Origin of the sequence: Serratia sp. NFX21 (assembly GCF_048517035.1) — a bacterium.
GTDB classification, from domain to species: Bacteria; Pseudomonadota; Gammaproteobacteria; order Enterobacterales; family Enterobacteriaceae; genus Serratia; species Serratia quinivorans.
In genome coordinates, this window is the sequence record NZ_CP183196.1 from 2,863,865 (window position 1) to 2,881,494 (window position 17,630).

A 17,630-nucleotide genomic window follows, 5' to 3' on the forward strand; every position below is an offset into this window, starting at 1 on the left:
AGCGGGGCGCGATCAAACAAGTGGCCCAAGGCCGGCAAAGTATAACGTGATAGCAACCGCCGTCACAATTGGGCCTTCGGTGACTACGGAGTAAATAGAGTTTAAAAAAACGCCAATGTGTTTGCCGTTGAATATATCTTTTGGCAGAAAGTGAAGGTCTGAATATTTTGGCCCATATCACTGCTGCATATTTCAAACTGTGTTTTTTGCATTGAATTATTACCGGCTGAATATCTTTCTCATCATAATTATTCCGTTTCTATTGGCAACCACACGGCTAGCTAAATTTAATGGGCAGTGCCGCTATACAGTGCTCGCCTATAACCCCATTTAATTATTATTAATACTGAGGCGATGATGAAAAAATTGTTACTGGCCCTGTTGCTCTGTACTTCCGGGGCCAATGCGGCCGTGGTGGTCACTCATGCCTATGGGTATGGGATTGCCCGGCCGGTGGTGGTAGCGCCAAGACCGGTGATCGTAGCGCCACGTCCGGTGGTGGTAGTACCGCGGCCTGTGGTAGTCACGCCGGCGCCAGTCGTGGTGTCTGCTGCGCCGGTGGTGGCAACACCGGTTGCTCACCCGGTTGCCGCTGCTGTCGGTGCAGTGGGGGCGGGGGTCTATCGCCATAATGAACGTCAGGACGCTTATGATGAAATCAATCATCTGCAGGACCAGAGAATTAATGCCTATAATCAATATCACCATTAATCTTCTGACTGAAAATAAATAATCAGAGCGCCAGACGGCGCTTTTTTATTACCTATGTTCATCTTGCGGAGCGAGAAAATTCACCAGCCAATAATGGCCGTACAATAAACGGGACATATGGAGAAAAAATGCTGTGAGCCAACTCTCTTAATGCGAATAGTTATTATGTCACTATACTGGTTGGGGTGTGCCGGCGGGCATGAGCGCGTTGGCGTAATCGTACATTTTTAGGAATTGTACTAAGGAGATCGTGATGGCTGCCGTTCGTATTGAAAAAGACTCTATGGGCCCGATTGAAGTGCCGGCCGATCGGCTATGGGGGGCGCAAACTCAGCGTTCTCTGGAGCACTTCCGTATTTCTTCTGAAAAGATGCCGACCGCCTTGATCCATGCGCTGGCGTTGACCAAACGCGCGGCGGCCAGCGTGAATATGGACCTGGGTTTACTGCCTGCCGAGCGTGCCAATGCCATTATCAGCGCCGCCGATGAAGTGCTGGCGGATCAACATGCCAATGAATTCCCCTTGTCGATTTGGCAAACCGGCTCAGGCACCCAGACCAACATGAATATGAATGAAGTGTTGGCCAACCGTGCCAGTGAGCTGTTGGGCGGGGTCCGTGGCGAAGAGCGTCGAGTGCATCCGAACGACGACGTCAACAAGAGCCAGAGTTCCAATGACGTGTTCCCAACCGCGATGCACGTGGCCGCGGTGATCGCGGTGCGTGAGCACCTGATCCCCGAACTGAAAGTGCTGCATAAAACCCTGAGCGACAAGGCAGAGGCCTACCGCGATATCGTCAAAATTGGCCGCACCCATTTGCAGGACGCGACCCCGCTGACCCTCGGCCAGGAGATTTCCGGCTGGGCAGCCATGCTGGCGCATAATCTGCAGCACATTGAAGCCAGTATCCCGCATATCAGTGAACTGGCGTTGGGCGGTACCGCCGTGGGTACCGGTTTGAATACCCATCCGGAATACGCGGTTCGCGTTGCCAAGGCGCTGGCTGACCTGACCGGGCAGCCGTTCGTTACCGCACCCAACAAATTTGAAGCGCTGGCCACCTGCGACGCGTTGGTGCACGGCCACGGCGCGCTGAAAGGGCTGGCGGCTTCGCTGATGAAAATTGCCAACGATGTACGCTGGTTATCCTCCGGCCCGCGTTGCGGCATCGGGGAAATTTCGATTCCGGAAAACGAACCGGGCAGTTCCATCATGCCGGGCAAGGTCAACCCAACCCAGTGCGAAGCGATGACCATGCTGTGCGCGCAGGTGCTGGGCAACGACGTAGCGGTGAATATCGGCGGCGCTTCCGGCAACTTTGAGTTAAACGTGTTCCGACCTATGGTGATCCACAACTATTTGCAATCCATTCGCCTGCTGGCCGACGGAATGCAGGGCTTTAATGAGCACTGTGCGGTGGGTATCGAACCTAACCGTGACCGCATCAGCCAGTTGCTGAATGAGTCACTGATGCTGGTGACCGCGCTCAATACCCATATTGGTTATGACAAAGCGGCAGAAATCGCCAAGAAAGCGCACAAGGAAGGCCTGACGCTGAAAGCCTCGGCGCTGAAGCTGGGCTACCTGACCGAAGAGGAATTCGACCTGTGGGTGCGCCCGGAAGATATGGTCGGCAGCATGAAGAAGTAATTGATAGCACCAGTGGCAAAGGGCTTACTTGAGGTAAGCCTTTTTTATTGAGGCCGGATGGTCATCGTCTGCGAGTGTGCAGCCTTAGCGATCGGGAACGTCGGTATATAAATGCAGTCGTTTGACCAGCAGCCGCAGCGGTCTGGCATCGGGTTTGTATTTATGTTTGACCGCCGCGGCGTCGTAATTGAGCAATTCGCCAATTTTTGGCACCTGAGCACCGTTTTCAACCTGGCACAGGGCAATCAGCGGCAGCGGGCAGGGGTGCTGCACCTGTTTTTGCTGCGGCTGATACCACACCCGGGCGATGGGTTGCACTTTTACCGGCCGTTTGATTTTTAGCACCGTCTGCTGCGGCAGGCGACTGACATCGTCGATCTCACGGCTCACCAGTTCGGCCCATTGTTCGCGATTATGGGGCGGCACCGCGCGTCCGGCTTTCAGGCTTTTTTCCAATTGAGCCAGAATATCGTCGCGTTTCACGTTCTTGATAATATGCTTGTTGGCCCAGCCAAAACGCACCGAATCCGGATTGGTTAAAAGGGTGAGGCTACGATAGGCGCTAAGGGTGATTAAGCCATGCAGGTGAGTGTGGACAAAGTCAAAGCGTTGCTCCGGTGCCAGGCCGGAGTCGACGGTGATGATCTGTTCCAGTTCGGCCTTCAGCCGGTTAATCAGGGCAATTCGCTGTTGCAGCGCCAGGTATTCCGGTTGCTCCACCGCCAGGCAAATGACACCGGGCAGGCGCACTGCCGCTTTGCTACTGATGTTGTGCTTGTTGTGATGGATAAACAGCCGCTGATAGTGCTCCAGCGCCAAATCGCGTGCGGCCAGGCCAACATGCTGTTCGACGGCAATCTGCGCCACCGCGTCATGTTCCTTGCCTTTCTCTATTTCGGGCAGGCTAAACACCCGCCCAGCCAGCAAGCGCAATGGCAGGATCTGCTGGTGGAGGCCCGTTAGTGCCTGTTCCAGTTCGCTGAAACAAGCATTCATCCTACCTATTAAATCGTATTTATCCATCATGCACTCCCATTTTAGTTACAACATACAATAAGAGAGTAGCAAACGAAAGGGCAACATCGGCAGCAGTGTGAGCAGGGATACCGAGTAGTCCAGCCTGGTAGCGGTTTAAGGGGGTTACCGCCTGCACGAGAGGCAGGCGGTAAGGCAGGGGTTAAACGCGGGCCGCTTCCGGCAATTTCTTCAGGTAGTGCACGACCAACAGGGCCAACAACAGCATCACGCTGATAAAGGCCACCACGCCATTCCAGCCGAAACTGTGCCAGAACACGCCGCCGAGGGTACCGGCGACGCTGGAACCCACGTAATAACAGAACAGGTAAAGTGAAGATGCCTGGCCCTTGGCGCGGCGCGCGCGGCGACCAATCCAACTGCTGGCAACCGAATGGGCAGCAAAGAAACCGGCGGTGAACAGCATCATGCCGATGAAAATAACCGCTACCGGAGCCAGCGCGGTAATCAGGATCCCGATCAGCATAATCAGGGTTGAAGCCAACAGTACCGGCCCACGGCCAAATCGGGAGGTCATGGCTCCGGCCTTCGGCGAACTGTAGGAACCGGTCAGATACACCACCGACAACAAACCCACTATCGCCTGGCTGAGGTGATAAGGATCCGCCAGCAGGCGATAGCCAATATAGTTGAACATGGTGACAAAACTGCCCATCAGCAGAAAACCTTCGGCAAACAGCAGTGGTAAGCCTTTGTCATGCCAATGCAGGCGGAAGTTAATAAGCAGGGTGCGCGGGCGAAGCGAACTGGCACGAAAATGTTTTGATTCGGGCAAAATACGCCAAAACATGCAGGCAGCGGCCAGCGCGAACAGGCCGATCACCGCCAGCGATACCCGCCAGGAGAAGAAGTCGGTCAGTACCCCCGTCACCAGGCGGCCGCTCATGCCGCCGATGGAGTTACCGCTGATATACAGCCCCATCGAAAAGGCGACAAAGCTGGGATGGATCTCTTCGCTCAGGTAGGTCATGCCAACGGCGGCGACGCCACTTAGTGAAAGACCTATCAGAGCGCGCATCAGCAGAATGCCATGCCAGCTGGTCATAAAGGCGCAAATCAGGGTGCAAATAGCCGCCAGCAGCAGCGCCACCACCATCACTGATTTACGGCCGATGGCGTCGGACAGCGGGCCGGTAAACATCAGGCCGATCGCCAATAGCCCGGTGGAAACTGACAGCGACAGGCTGCTTTCCGCCGGGGAGATGCCAAAGTCCTGAGACAGAACCGGCAGGATCGGCTGCACGCAATACAGCAAGGCGAAAGTGGCCAGGCCGGCGGAAAACAACGCCAAAGTAACGCGCATAAACTGCGGCGTTCCGCGTTCGATGTAGGGAAGTTTGCTAAGGGTGGAGCGTCGGGTTTTTGGCGCAGCAGCCGCATCGTCGTTGGCGGCCAGCGTCGACGGCATACCGGCCGCAGAACGCACAGGGGTTGTCACAGTTTTTCCTTACCGAACTAGGGTATATATCAACACATTATGAGTTAACAAAATCATAGGGAGGGGCCAGTTTTTTGTCTAATATATTAATAATTAAAATTGAGACTTTTAAAGTATGAATATCGAATTGAGGCATCTGCGTTATTTTGTCGCCGTGGCGGAAGAGTTGCATTTTGGTCGGGCCGCAGAACGTCTGCGTATCTCTCAGCCGCCGCTTAGCCAGCAAATCCAGGCGCTGGAGGAAATGGTCGGCGCACGCCTGCTGGCGCGCAACAACCGCAATGTCAGCCTGACGCAGGCGGGAGACATGTTTCTGAAAGAGGCCTATCAGGTGCTTGATCAGGTGAGTCGCGCTGCCGAGAAAGCGGCGCGGTTGGAACGTGGCGAACTGGGTGAATTGACCATAGGTTTCACCTCTTCGGCCCCCTTTATCAGCGTGGTATCGCGCAGCCTGCGAGCTTTTCGTCAGCAGCACTCACAGGTGCATATCAAGATGCGCGAAGTGAACACCAAGCAGCAGATCGAACCCTTACTTAATGGCGAGCTGGATCTGGGCGTGATGCGCAACACGCGCTTACCGGACGTATTAAAGCATCAGCTTTTACTGTGTGAACCCTTGGTGGCGGTGGTACCGGAAGGGCATCCGTTAACCCATGTGGCACCCGGTACGCTGCGCTTCCAACATCTGGCGGAAGAACCCTTTGTCTTTTTCTCGCGTGAAGTAGGAACCGCGCTGCATGACGAGATCTTGTCGCTGCTGGCCAAAGCGGGTATCACCCCTTATATCACCCAGGAAGTTGGTGAGGCGATGACCATTATCGGCCTGGTCTCCTCCGGCTTGGGCATCTCGATTCTGCCGGCGTCTTTCGCGCGGGTTAAAATCGACGGCGTGCAATATTTACCGCTGGCGGAGCCTGAGGCGATGACCGAGGTTTGGTTGGTACATCATCGCCAACGCCCTCTGACGGCAGCGGCCAAATCCCTGATGGCGTTACTGTTGCCTGAAAGCCAACTGGGCAAATAAAACGCATTCCGCAGGGAAAGTGGGGTGAATTTGTGCAGCAAATCACATAACGAATCAAATAGTTGACGCTGTATTACAAAAGCCCCACCATAGCCGATAGTCTTTATTTAGAAGCGCGAAAAATAGTAGGAGCAGGTTTGTGATTGCTGTTGGGCAGCCTGGGCATATCGATCAAATCAAGCAAACAAACGCAGGGGCAGTTTATCGGCTAATCGATCAACTGGGCCCAATTTCGCGCATCGAACTGTCAAAACGGGCGCAGCTCGCCCCCGCCAGCATCACCAAAATCGTACGCGAACTACTGGAAGCCCACCTGGTTAAAGAAACCGAGTTCCAGGAAGTTGGCAGCCGTGGCCGTCCGGCGGTTGGGCTGGTGCTGGACACCGAAGCCTGGCACTACCTTTCCGCACGCATCAGCCGTGGCACCATTACGCTGGCGCTGCGCGATATCAGCAGCAAACTGGTGGTGGAAGAGTTGTTGCCACTGGCTGCTGAACATCCCGATCCATTGTTAAAACGCATTCTTGCTGAAGTCGACCAGTTCTTTATCCGCCATCAAAGCAAGCTTGAACGCCTGACGGCGATCGCCATTACGCTGCCGGGCATGGTTGACGCGATTTCCGGCGTGGTACACCGCATGCCGTTTTACGATGTCGAGGATATGCCGTTAGGCCCGGCGCTGGAAACGCGTACCGGTCTGCCGGTTTACCTGCAGCACGACATCAGCGCCTGGACCATGGCCGAAGCCTTATACGGTGCATCGCGCGGCAGCCAAAACGTGATTCAGGTGGTGATCGACCACAACGTTGGCGCTGGGGTGATCACCGGTGGCAGGGTGCTGCATGCCGGCAGCCGTAGCGTGGTGGAGATTGGCCATACTCAGGTCGATCCTTACGGCAAACGTTGTTACTGCGGCAATCACGGTTGCCTGGAAACCGTCGCCAGCATCGAGAATATGCTGGAAATTGCCCGTTCGCGCCTCGGTACATCAATGAGTTCCAGTCTGCACGGTGCGCCGCTGACGGTCGAGTCGCTGTGTGATGCGGCGCTGGCGGGTGACCAGTTGGCGAAAGACATTATCCTTGGGGTGGGGCACAGCGTGGGCCGCATTCTGGCGATCATGGTTAATCTGTTTAATCCGGAAAAAATCCTGGTCGGTTCCCCGCTGAACCGGGCAGCAGAAATTCTGCATCCAGCCATTGCCTCCTGTATACGTCAGCAGTCGCTGCCGGCCTACAGTGAGCAGGTGCAGGTGGAGTCCACTCAGTTCTTCAATAAGGGCACTATGCCCGGCGCGGCACTGGTGAAAGAAGCGCTATACAACGGTTCGCTGCTGGTGCAGTTGCTGCAAGGCTAATACCAATCAGCAATTCTTATCGTTTAACGACAAAAGGTTGAGCTACCTCAAGCCCCGTCTCCCCGGCATCCTCTAGACTTTTCCCGTTCGTCGCTTTCGCCACATTCTTGGCGACTTTTTGGTTAACGGTGCATCTCGGGGCAATTAAGTCATGTTAACGCGTTTATTTGTTACAGGTACGGATACCGATGTCGGTAAAACCGTGGTTTCCCGCGCTTTATTACAGGCGCTTGCTGCGCAGGGCCGTTCTGTGGCCGGCTATAAACCTGTCGCTGCGCGCTGTCAGGAAACCAGCGAAGGTCTTCGCAATAAAGACGCTTTGGTTTTGCAGGCATCTTCGACCATGCCGCTGTCGTATCAGGAAATTAATCCCATTACCTGTCTGGAAGAAGTCTTTCACGCGCAACCTACCAAGGAAACCAACTACGGTGTGATGAGCAGTGGGCTGCAACATTTGTCCACCAAAGCCGATACCGTGGTGGTGGAAGGGAGCGGTGGTTGGCGCGTGTTGATGAACGATATGCGGCCTTACGCCGAATGGGTCATTCAGGAACAACTGCCGGTGGTTTTGGTGGTGGGGATCAAACTGGGCTGTGTCAGCCACGCTTTATTAACGGCGCAGGCGATCATTAATGACGGCTTGCCGCTGCTGGGCTGGGTCGCGAACCGCATCAATCCGGGGCTGGCACATTACGCCGAAACTATCGATGCGATGCAGCAACGCATTCCTGCGCCGCTGCTGGGTGAAATACCTTATCTGCCACGCGCCGAACAGCGGGAACTGGCACGTTATCTGGATATCTCTCCACTGCTAAACCGTTAGGCGTTGTGATAGACCGACACCGAACGTAAACCGCGTGAGACGGTGGTGGCGATCACACAGGCCAACAGGATCCCCGGTAGCAGGGTATATTCACCGGTCATTTCGAACACCATCAGCGCAGCCATAATCGGCGCGTGGGTGGTGGCCGCCAAAAGCGTAGCCATGCCGGTTAACGCCATCAGAATCGGTACCGCACTGCCCAACTCCGGCCAGATGGCGCAGAGTTGCCCAACTAACGAACCGAGCGCCGCTCCGACAAACAGCGTGGGTGTGAACACACCGCCAGGCGCACCGGATCCGCTGCTGGCGAGCACCGCCAGCAACTTGCAGATCAGAATGGCGCCTACCAGCAATACGCCGGGCGGCGCACTGAGCAGCGCCTGCACCACACTGTAGCCATTGCCCCATACCTCAGGAAACAGCAGCGACAGCAGCCCGACAATCAGCCCCCCTAACGCCAATTGCAGCGGTGGTTTTAGCCGTAGCGAACGGAATGCGCGACCGGAAGAAGACATTGCCCAAAGGAACAACGGGCCGCAGACCCCGGCTAAAACGCCGAGCAGTGCCATCAACAGATATTGCACCGGCCAGGGGGCGGGCAGCGGCTCTACCAGATACAGCGGCGCCTGGCCGCCGTTGAGCAGATTGGTCACCAGCAGGGCGCTGACGGCGGCAATCACCACCGGACCCAGTGAGGCCAGCATCAGTGTGCCAAACAGAATTTCGGCGATAAACAGACTGCCGGCTAGTGGGGCATGATAAGCGCTGGCCATACCGGCTGCGGCACCGCAGGCCACCCACAGTTTCCACTCTTTCTCATGGGTGAAGCGCTGGGCAAAGACGGAACCTACCAATGCTGCCAGCAGGATCATCGCGCCTTCGCGGCCGATAGCGCTGCCGCTGGAGACTACCAGCAGTGAGGCCAGGCATTTCACCAGGCTGGCGCTGACGTCCAGGCGGCCATCACCGGTTTCGATCGCCTCCATATAATCAGTGGGAGCAACCTGCCGCTGGTGCTGATAGCGCTGATAAACCCATAATAGCAGGCCTGCCGCCAGCCCACCCAACGCAGGGGTCAGCGCTCTGCGCCAGCCAGGCAATGCGGCGGCCGCGGCCACCAGGCTGCCGTCTTCATGATCGAGCAATAACCATTCCAGCCCGAGCATCGCACGGTGAAACAGCCAAACCACCAACGCAGCGGCAATACCAAGAAAGATGGCGATAAACAGGCGGCGCAGCAGGGCGCGATAGTGGTGCAGGTGGACCAATCGTTTCATGCGTCAGTAAAATCGTGAGAAAAATGAAAGGGTCGCTGAGCATTGTGCTTGCCACCCCGGCCGAAGACCAGAGAATCTTTACAAATCCGCAGACAGGCTCGCGGTTTATTCGTTACGACGAGCCACGAGATGGCTTTGTGTTACGATGTCACTTTCTGTTCAAATGGTGCGTTTATAATCAGTAAAAACAGGGAAATAGACACCGGTAACGGCAAGCTCTAATTCGGCTGGTATAATTTAAGGCAAACAAGAATCCACGGTTTGTAATAACTCTATGACAAATAACGATGCATCAGCCCCGATCGCTCATCGCCCCTTAATCCTGATTGCCTGCATGTTGGCGATGTTTATGTCGGCCATAGAAGCGACCATTGTCGCCACGGCGATGCCAACCATCATCGGAGATCTTGGTGGTTTTTCCCTGTTAGGCTGGGTATTCGCGGTCTATCTATTGGCGCAGGCCATCACTATTCCCATATATGGTCGGCTGGCGGACCTGCTGGGGCGCAAGCGGGTATTTTTCTTTGGTGCATCGCTGTTTTTACTGGGTTCGGTGCTGTGCGGTTTCTCGCCGAACATGTACTGGCTGATCGGTTTTCGTCTGCTGCAGGGGTTGGGGGCCGGGGCGATTATGCCAACCGCGACCACCATTATTGGTGATATCTACAGCCCTACCGAGCGGCCCAAGGTGATGGGCTATATTTCCAGCGTTTGGGGTGTGTCGGCGATTATTGGACCCTTGCTGGGGGCGTTTATCGTCCAGCATTTGCCCTGGGCGTTGGTGTTCTGGGTCAACTTGCCGATCGGCCTGTTGGCGATGTTTTTCCTGGCTCGTTATCTGCCTTCCCGTCAGCAGGTGCGCGAACACGCGTTGGATCTGGCGGGGACCGCCTGGCTGACGTTGTTTGTTACCGCGCTGCTGCTGTCACTGCTGCAGGCAGAAAATCTCGGTTGGTGGGTGCTGCCGTTGTTGGCGTTGGCGGCCGTCTCGCTAATGTTGCTGATCCGCCAGGAACGACGAGCGCCGGAGCCACTGTTTCCGTTGGCGTTATGGCAAAGCCGGGTGATCGTGGCCGGCAATATTGGCGGCCTGGTGATTGGCGCGGCGATGATGGGCATCAGCGCCTTTCTGCCGACCTTTATTCAGGGCGTGATGGGCGGAACGCCCCTGGAGGCCGGTACCACGCTGGCGCTGATGTCGATTGGCTGGCCGCTGGCCAGTACCTTCAGCGGTCGACTGATGCTGATGACTTCTTATCGCACCACGGCGCTATTGGGAGCGTTGTTATTACTGGCCGGCGGCCTGATTCTGTTGTTGCTGCAGCCGACCGGCGGCTTATTGTGGGGCCGGGTGGCGGCGTTTATGGTCGGTGCCGGTATGGGGTTGTGCAACACCACGTTTCTGGTTTCGGTGCAGAACGCGGCTCACCACAGCATCCGCGGCATTGCCACCGCCTGCACGGTGTTTACCCGGATGATGGGTTCGGCCATTGGTACCGCCATTTTGGGCGCAACGCTGAACATCAACTTGCAGTTTCGTTTGCCGCAAACGACCGATCCGGTACAACAACTGATGGAACCGGCTGCGCGTAGCGCGATGACGCCAGAAATACTGGCGGAGATGACGCAGCAGGTTGCCGCTTCGTTGCATTGGGTATTTTTGGTTTCTGCACTGTTGTCATTGCTGGCACTGGCGGCGGCGATGCTGATCCCGGCGCGGCACAGGCCACAGGGTGAGGGGGAAGAGGCGGAACAGGCTTAAATAAAAAGGAAAGGGCGCACTGAGCGCCCTGAGCGGAAACTATTGCGAGGTTTTGGTATCCTGACTGGTGCCGGTCTGAGCCGCGTCACCATTGTCATCGCCGTTGCCCAGGCGAGTATAAACAATCTTCTGCGTGTCATTTTCGCAGTGGCCAACTACCAGACCACCGGCCTGTTGGGCCTGATCGTTCGGCACGATATCCAGTTTGAAACCAGACTCAGGCACGCCGTTTTTGACGATTTTCTGCGAAATGTCTGCCTTCACGCTTTCGCATGAGGCCAGAGCGGCCAACGGCGCAGCGGCCATCAGCAGTGCACCCAGAATAAGCGCTTTTTTCATCCATTCGTCCTTATTTGAAAATGGGCTTACTTTGTCAGGATAGCAGCTACGGTGGCGAAGAGTAACGGCCACCGTCTTGCTGCGACCAGATTAAGGATTAATCTGACGACCGGTCTGGCGATCCAGACATTTACGGGTGTTTGGTTCCCAGTAAGCATTGACGTTCAGGCTATCATCGCAGCGCTCTTCGCTGTCAATCGCCTTGTCTACCTTGTCGAACTCTTTCTCCACGCGGGTGTTAACCTTATTGCGCAGGGATTTGGTATCGTTAAACTGCTGTTTGCTCTGACGGGCCGCTTCGGTACTCATGGCACCGCTGTTGCTGCCATCGACGGTAACGCAGGTGCTGCCCTGAGTGCAGCTGGCGGCCAGTGCCGGAGCCTGCCAGGCCCCCATCAGCATCAGCATGGCGACCGGCAGCATCCCGCGTAGCAGTCGTTGAGTCGAAAGTGTTTTCATCGTTTCATCCTTATGAGTTAGTGTTGCCTGATAACGGCAACACTGGCTTTACCGCGCCCGCAGGCGTGTGGATAAATATACCATCGCGCTGTCGGACTGCACCAGTCAAGCACGGCCTTGTTTAGTTTACAGAGAGAAAGTTTCCCCGATGTTAAAGACCACCCTGTTATTTTTCGCCACCGCACTGGCCGAGATCATCGGCTGTTTCTTGCCCTATTTGTGGCTGAAAAAAAGCGCCAGTGCCTGGTTGCTGTTGCCGGCAGCGGCCAGTCTGATGCTGTTTGTCTGGTTGTTGACGCTGCACCCGGCAGCCAGTGGGCGGGTCTACGCGGCCTATGGCGGGGTCTATGTGGCGACGGCGCTATTGTGGTTGCGGGTGGTAGACGGAGTGAAACTATCAGCGCTGGACTGGTTAGGGGCCGGCGTGGCCCTGGCCGGCATGTTGATTATCGTTTCCGGCTGGCGCGCGGCCTGAGAAACGACGGCAGGGACAGGCCCTGCCGCTCAGGATTAAGACTCGCGGTGGATATTCAACCCGGCAAAGGATTGGCTGACCGGCATGATTTCCAGAGAGTTAATGTTGACGTGGGCCGGCAGGGTCGCGACCCAGAACACGGACTCGGCGATATCCTCCGGCGTCAGCGCATTGGCACCGTCGTAGACCTTATCCACCTTGCCGTCGTCGCCTTTAAAGCGCACGTTGGAAAATTCGGTGCCGCCTACCAGGCCCGGCTCAATATCGGTCACACGGATGCGGGTACCGTGCAGATCGGCACGCAGACCGAGGCTGAACTGTTTGACGAAGGCTTTGGTTGCGCCATAAACGTTGCCACCGGCATACGGCCAGTTGGCTGCGACCGAGCCGATGTTGATTATGTGGCCAATGTTGCGTTCGACCATGTCCGGCAGCAGGGCGCGGGTCATATTCACCAGGCCTTTGGTGTTGGTGTCGATCATGGTTTCCCAGTCGTCGGCGTTGGCCTTGTGCGCCGGCTCCAGACCCAGCGCCAGCCCGGCATTATTGACCAGTATGTCAATGTGGCGCAGCGCTGCCGGCAGCTCATCAATCACCTGCTGAATGGCCGCGCGATTACGCACGTCGAGGCGGACGATATGCAGTGCTTCACCCAGCTCGTCTTTCAACTCTTCCAGACGTTCGATACGACGGCCAGAGGCAATCACCTGATGGCCTTCGCGGATAAAACGCCGTGTAATGGCCTCACCAAATCCGGATGTGGCACCCGTAACAAAAATGATCATGTTGCTGTTCCTCAACTGTTTTTACCCTACATGCTACTAGCATTAGCATAATCCCACTTTAAGTGGCAGTGGTTATCGGCTTCCACACTGAAAAACCGCCATCGCTGCTGCCAGACGGGCGGTTTTTTCAACAGTTAACATAGGTGATGACGAACTGTGGGCCGGTCGATCCGGCCCTGGGGATAGCAGTTATAGCTGCGGGGGTATGTGATAGACCACGCAGTCGTATTTGGTGTTTTCACGTCGGCCGGCCACTACGCCGCCCAGAGATTCGGCGATACGTCGGCTTGGCGTATTCTGTTCGGCCACTGGGTAGATAAAGTGGCGCGGATGGTAACGTTCGCTTGCCCACACCGCCATGGCGTGCACGATTTCGCGCCCATAACCATTGCCGTGCAGGTTCTCTTTCACCCAGATGCCCAGTTCAGGCGTGGTGTTGTAAAGATCGTGCACGCCGCCCATGCCGACAAACTGTTTGGTGTCGCGCAGGCGGGCGATGTAAATCATTTCCTCGCCTTCGCGGATCAGCGGCAGCCAGGTTTGCCAAACGTTGGCAAAGGCTTCCGGCGACTCCTCGGGCTCAAAGTTCATAAAGCGCGTCAAGGTAGGGGTGATCGCCTGGTAAACATCGTCGGCGTCTGCTGCGGTAAAAGGGGCAATCAACAACCGGTCGGTATTCACGCGGCACTGAGAAAGGTCACTGTGAATCATTATTATTACCTCGCTTTTCAGGCCAAAACGGCAAAAATCCGCACCGGTGAAACGGGGCGGATCATCGATATTACGTTGATTGGCGGCAGATGCGACTTATTTTTGCAATCGTTGGGGGGAGTTTGGCACCGTGGCGGCCGGTTTTCTCTGGCGAACCTCGCTGCCGGCGTTGGCGTTCAGGGTAAAGCAGTCAACCACGGCCAGCAGGGCAATCACGCCGATGACCACAAATGCCCACTGAAAATCGACCAGGGGGATGCGCTCGCCCGATTGCGGCATCAGCATCTCTGCCAGCCGCAGGGCCAGTGCACCGATGGCGATACCCAGCCCGCTGCCCATTTGCTGCGACACATTGAACAGCGTGTTGGCACCATTCATCTGTGGCTGTGGCACTTCGGAAAACGCCAGCGTATTGAGCGCGGTGAACTGCATGGACCGCGTCAGCCCGCTGACGAACAGCAGCGCCAGAATCAGCCAGGTCGGGGTCTGTGGCGTCAACAGCGCGCAGGCGAAAATAGTGGCTGCGTTCAACAAGCCATTGACCACCAGCGTGGTGCGAAAGCGAAAACGGTACAGCACCGCCGAGGTAAACGGCTTCATCACCAGATTCCCGGCAAAAACCGCCAGTACCAGCAGCCCGGCGTCGAAGGCGTTCAGGCCAAAACCGATCTGGAACAGCAGCGGCAGCAGGAAGGGCACGGCGCCAATGGCGATGCGGAACAGCGTGCCACCCCAAATGGTGACGGCGTAACTTTTGATTCGCATCGCCCAAAGATTGATCAGCGGGTACTCGGTGCGTTTGGCGTGACGAACCGCCAGTGTGCCTAATGCCAGGCTGCCGAGAATACACAGCGCAGGCACCAGCCAGGACAGTTGCGGGTGGTTGATCAAATCCAGACCGAACATCAAGCCGAAGCAGGCGATGCCGGTCAATACGAAGCCGAGCGCGTCAAAAGGCACTCCTTTCTGCGACGCTTCCTGCGGGATCAGCCGCCAGGCCAACCACAGCGCGGCGATACCCAGCGGCACGTTAAGAATAAAGATCCAATGCCATGAGGCGTAGGTGGTAATAAAACCGCCGACCGGCGGGCCGAGGATTGGGGCTACCAGCCCTGGCCAGGTAATGGTGGCAATGGCCTTGATCAGATCCGGTTTGGCAGTGTTACGTAGCACCACCAGGCGACCCACCGGCACCATCAGCGCACCCCCGAAGCCTTGCAGAATCCGGGCGGCGGTGAAGGTGGGCAGGTTAACGCTGACGGCGCACAGCACCGATGCCAGGGTAAAAATCAGCACCGCGGCGGCAAAGATATTGCGGGCGCCGAAGCGGTTGGCAATCCAGCCACTGGCAGGAATAAACACCGTCAGCGTCAGAATGTAAGCCGAGATACCAATGTTCATGTCCACCGGCCTTACGCCGAAGGCCGCCGCCATCTGCGGCATGGCGGTGACAATCACCGTGGCGTCGAGGTTTTCCATAAAGAAGGCACCCGCCACCAGCAGCGGCAGCGCGCTGGCGCGTGAAAAAAAACTCATGGCTGAGTGCGCCGGGCGGAGTAAAAACAGCATGCAGGCATGACAGAAACCTCGTTTCAAAAATGTTAACGCTGGCAGAGTTTTGGAGCATAGCGCATCACACAGAGGTTAAAAAGAGGTTAAGAAGGTGATAATTAGCGGGCGCAGCAATAGCGCCCGCAACGTTGTTGGCCGGTTTGGTCTTCGCGCATTATCAGCGACTCAATTTTCACTCAATCGTTGCCCCGTCGCGGCGTCGAACAGGTGGATCGCCTCGGTATTGGGCATCAGCCACAGCGGCTGACCGCTTTCGGCATTAACCCGCCCGCTGAGCTGGACATGCAGACGATAACCGCCCCAGGTAAGGTGCAGCAGGCTGACATCGCCGGTGATCTCCATCAGGCGCAAGGTAGCGGCAGGCTGCTGGCTGGTTTCCACTAAACGGAAATCATGCGGACGCAGCCCGAGGATCACCTGGCTGCCGGGCGTCGCCAAGCGCCACTTGGCCGGCAGCGGTAGCCACAATTCACCGCAGGCCACACCGGGCAGATTGTCACGCGGCGTGACGATGCCTGCCAACAGGTTCATTGGCGGTGAGCCGATAAAACGCGCCACAAAGGTGTTGGCGGGCGCATCGTAGATCTCCAGCGGCTTGCCTTGCTGCACGATATTGCCGTCTTTCATCACCACGATTTGGTCGGCCAGCGTCATCGCTTCGATCTGGTCGTGGGTGACATACACCGTGGTGGTTTTGAACTGCTGATGCAGTGATTTAATCTCGGCGCGCAGCTCCATCCGCAACTGGGCGTCGAGGTTGGACAGTGGTTCATCGAATAAAAAGACCTTCGGGTTACGCACCATGGCACGGCCCATCGCCACTCGCTGGCGTTGGCCACCGGACAGTTCTTTCGGATAACGCTGCAACAGATGGTCGATCGCCAAAATGCGCGCCGCCTGCTGGACCTTGGCCTGTTGTTCGCTTTTGGCGACCTTCATCACCTGCATGTGAAATGCCATGTTTTCTGCCACCGTCAGATGTGGGTAGAGCGCATAGCTCTGGAACACCATGGCAATATCGCGATCGGCCGGATCCAGATCGTTAATCTTTTGCTTATCCAGCAGGATCGCCCCCTCGGTCAGCGTGTCCAGCCCGGCCAGCAGCCGCAGCAGGGTGGACTTGCCACAGCCGGACGGGCCAACCAGCACGGTAAAGCTGCCGTCGGGGATGGTCAGATCCAACGGATTCAGCACCCGCTGCTTGCCATAGTATTTGGCGACTTTTACCAGTTCGACACTTGCCATCAGACCATTTCTCCGGCGCAGGTTTTCAGCGTGTTCCAGTCCAGATACTGGCGTGGCGAACTGCTGATGGCGTGGCTGGCGGCGCGAATGCCCCAACGCAGCGCTACCGCAGCCGAATGGCCGTGCAGGCAAGCGCTCAGGAAACCGGCGTTAAAACTGTCGCCGGCACCTATGGTATCGACCACCTTGATCGGATGTGCCGCCGCCTGCAACTGCCGTTCGCCGCACCACATGCGTGCGCCGTCCGGGCCGCATTTCACCACGCAGGCGGCGTCGGCCGGCTGTTGCCGGTTCAGCGTCCGGGCGGCGGTGTACAAATCTTCATGACCTGCCATGCCGCAGGTTTCCACTTCATTGAGCAACAGGATGTCACAGAACGGCAGCCAGTCGGCGATCTGCCCCCGCAGCGTATCGCTCCAGCCCTGCGGTGGCCAACCGGTATCAACCGCGATGCGATAGCCGCGCTGGCGCAGGGTTTGCAGCAGCGCCGGGTATTCCGCCAACAGGGTGGTACACAGGAAGGTGCCGCACAGCAAAATGGTGTCGCCATTACCGGCAAACAGCGGGATCTGATGCAATACGTCGTCCTGACTCAGGCGAGTGATATGGCCCTGATTGCTGAAAAAGGTGCGCTCGTTGTCGGGGTGGGTGACACCGAAGGTCAGCGAGGTTTCGCAACTGTAGGTCGGCCAGTACAGCGAACTTTCCGGGAACAGTTGCGCCAGCCAGGGGCTGAAATAGTCGTTGCCCTGATTGGCCACCAGTCGGTAAGGGGTTTCCAGCGCCGCCAGCGCCAGTGCGCAGTTACCGGCCGAACCGCCGGGGCGCAGTTCGCTGTGATCCAGCATCGCCTCGGTGCCTTTTTGCGGCCACTGCTGCAAGGTGCTCATGATCACATCGACGTTGATATTGCCCACCACGTACAGCGTGGGCCGGGTATTGGTGCTCATCATGTTAATTTCCCTG

At 56.8% G+C, this 17,630-nt stretch carries 17 protein-coding genes; 7 read left to right on the forward strand and 10 right to left on the reverse strand.

Annotated features, from left to right (window positions below; genetic code table 11):
- Positions 1-357 precede the first annotated feature (357 nt).
- Positions 358-711 (forward strand): hypothetical protein, encoded by a 354-nt coding sequence (locus ACNT1W_RS13650; RefSeq protein ID WP_419245697.1) that lies wholly within the window; start codon positions 358-360, stop codon positions 709-711.
- A 253-nt stretch (positions 712-964) separates the two neighbouring features.
- Positions 965-2,362, forward strand: coding sequence for a class II fumarate hydratase (fumC, locus tag ACNT1W_RS13655; RefSeq protein ID WP_115184753.1), 1,398 nt, complete (start codon positions 965-967; stop codon positions 2,360-2,362).
- 84 nt (positions 2,363-2,446) lie between these two features.
- On the opposite strand, the gene tus is transcribed toward fumC, so the two are convergent.
- Both tus and ACNT1W_RS13665 read right to left on the reverse strand, forming a co-directional pair.
- Entirely contained in the window at positions 2,447-3,385 is a 939-nt protein-coding gene (gene tus, locus ACNT1W_RS13660) for a DNA replication terminus site-binding protein (RefSeq protein WP_419246871.1), read from the reverse strand.
- Between the two features lie 154 nt (positions 3,386-3,539).
- Positions 3,540-4,805: an MFS transporter gene (locus ACNT1W_RS13665; protein WP_375190084.1), complete on the reverse strand. Its 1,266-nt coding sequence runs from the start codon at positions 4,803-4,805 to the stop codon at positions 3,540-3,542.
- 145 nt (positions 4,806-4,950) lie between these two features.
- Between ACNT1W_RS13665 and ACNT1W_RS13670 the strand changes: the two genes are divergently transcribed.
- From ACNT1W_RS13670 to bioD, 3 genes are all read left to right on the forward strand, one after another.
- Positions 4,951-5,859, forward strand: coding sequence for a LysR family transcriptional regulator (locus ACNT1W_RS13670; protein ID WP_112363835.1), 909 nt, complete (start codon positions 4,951-4,953; stop codon positions 5,857-5,859).
- Between the two features lie 139 nt (positions 5,860-5,998).
- Entirely contained in the window at positions 5,999-7,216 is a 1,218-nt protein-coding gene (locus ACNT1W_RS13675) for an ROK family transcriptional regulator (RefSeq protein ID WP_017892723.1), read from the forward strand.
- A gap of 151 nt (positions 7,217-7,367) precedes the next feature.
- Complete coding sequence (gene bioD, locus ACNT1W_RS13680; RefSeq protein ID WP_012145012.1) at positions 7,368-8,039, forward strand: dethiobiotin synthase; 672 nt, start codon at positions 7,368-7,370, stop codon at positions 8,037-8,039.
- Here the strand turns inward: bioD and clcB are convergent.
- A complete protein-coding gene (gene clcB, locus ACNT1W_RS13685; RefSeq protein WP_012145013.1) occupies positions 8,036-9,316 on the reverse strand; it encodes a voltage-gated ClC-type chloride channel ClcB in 1,281 nt (426 codons plus the stop codon). The genes bioD and clcB overlap by 4 nt on opposite strands.
- A 274-nt stretch (positions 9,317-9,590) precedes the next feature.
- On the opposite strand from clcB, the gene ACNT1W_RS13690 reads away from it, so the two are divergent.
- Entirely contained in the window at positions 9,591-11,078 is a 1,488-nt protein-coding gene (locus tag ACNT1W_RS13690) for an MDR family MFS transporter (protein ID WP_012145014.1), read from the forward strand.
- 39 nt (positions 11,079-11,117) lie between these two features.
- Here the strand turns inward: ACNT1W_RS13690 and ACNT1W_RS13695 are convergent, their stop codons facing one another.
- Together ACNT1W_RS13695 and ACNT1W_RS13700 are read right to left on the reverse strand one after the other, a co-directional pair.
- Entirely contained in the window at positions 11,118-11,417 is a 300-nt protein-coding gene (locus ACNT1W_RS13695) for a DUF1161 domain-containing protein (protein ID WP_017892728.1), read from the reverse strand.
- Between the two features lie 90 nt (positions 11,418-11,507).
- On the reverse strand, positions 11,508-11,876 hold the full coding sequence (locus ACNT1W_RS13700) for a DUF1283 family protein (RefSeq protein ID WP_012145016.1): 369 nt from the start codon (positions 11,874-11,876) through the stop codon (positions 11,508-11,510).
- Positions 11,877-12,024: 148 nt separating this feature from the next.
- Between ACNT1W_RS13700 and ACNT1W_RS13705 the strand changes: the two genes are divergently transcribed.
- On the forward strand, positions 12,025-12,351 hold the full coding sequence (locus ACNT1W_RS13705; protein ID WP_012145017.1) for a YnfA family protein: 327 nt from the start codon (positions 12,025-12,027) through the stop codon (positions 12,349-12,351).
- Between the two features lie 35 nt (positions 12,352-12,386).
- Here ACNT1W_RS13705 and ydfG read toward each other — a convergent pair whose 3' ends face one another.
- From ydfG to ACNT1W_RS13730, 5 genes are all read right to left on the reverse strand, one after another.
- Positions 12,387-13,136, reverse strand: coding sequence for a bifunctional NADP-dependent 3-hydroxy acid dehydrogenase/3-hydroxypropionate dehydrogenase YdfG (ydfG, locus tag ACNT1W_RS13710; protein ID WP_112362747.1), 750 nt, complete (start codon positions 13,134-13,136; stop codon positions 12,387-12,389).
- Positions 13,137-13,325: 189 nt separating this feature from the next.
- Positions 13,326-13,847 carry a GNAT family N-acetyltransferase gene (locus tag ACNT1W_RS13715; protein WP_012145019.1) on the reverse strand — a complete coding sequence of 174 codons (522 nt, stop codon included), beginning with the start codon at positions 13,845-13,847 and terminating at the stop codon, positions 13,326-13,328.
- Positions 13,848-13,943: 96 nt separating this feature from the next.
- Positions 13,944-15,383, reverse strand: coding sequence for an MFS transporter (locus ACNT1W_RS13720; protein WP_419245698.1), 1,440 nt, complete (start codon positions 15,381-15,383; stop codon positions 13,944-13,946).
- Positions 15,384-15,584: 201 nt separating this feature from the next.
- Positions 15,585-16,664 carry an ABC transporter ATP-binding protein gene (locus ACNT1W_RS13725; RefSeq protein WP_112362750.1) on the reverse strand — a complete coding sequence of 360 codons (1,080 nt, stop codon included), beginning with the start codon at positions 16,662-16,664 and terminating at the stop codon, positions 15,585-15,587.
- Positions 16,664-17,617, reverse strand: coding sequence for a carbohydrate kinase family protein (locus ACNT1W_RS13730; RefSeq protein WP_012145022.1), 954 nt, complete (start codon positions 17,615-17,617; stop codon positions 16,664-16,666). Before ACNT1W_RS13730 ends, ACNT1W_RS13725 begins: the two co-directional genes overlap by 1 nt.
- Positions 17,618-17,630 lie beyond the last annotated feature (13 nt).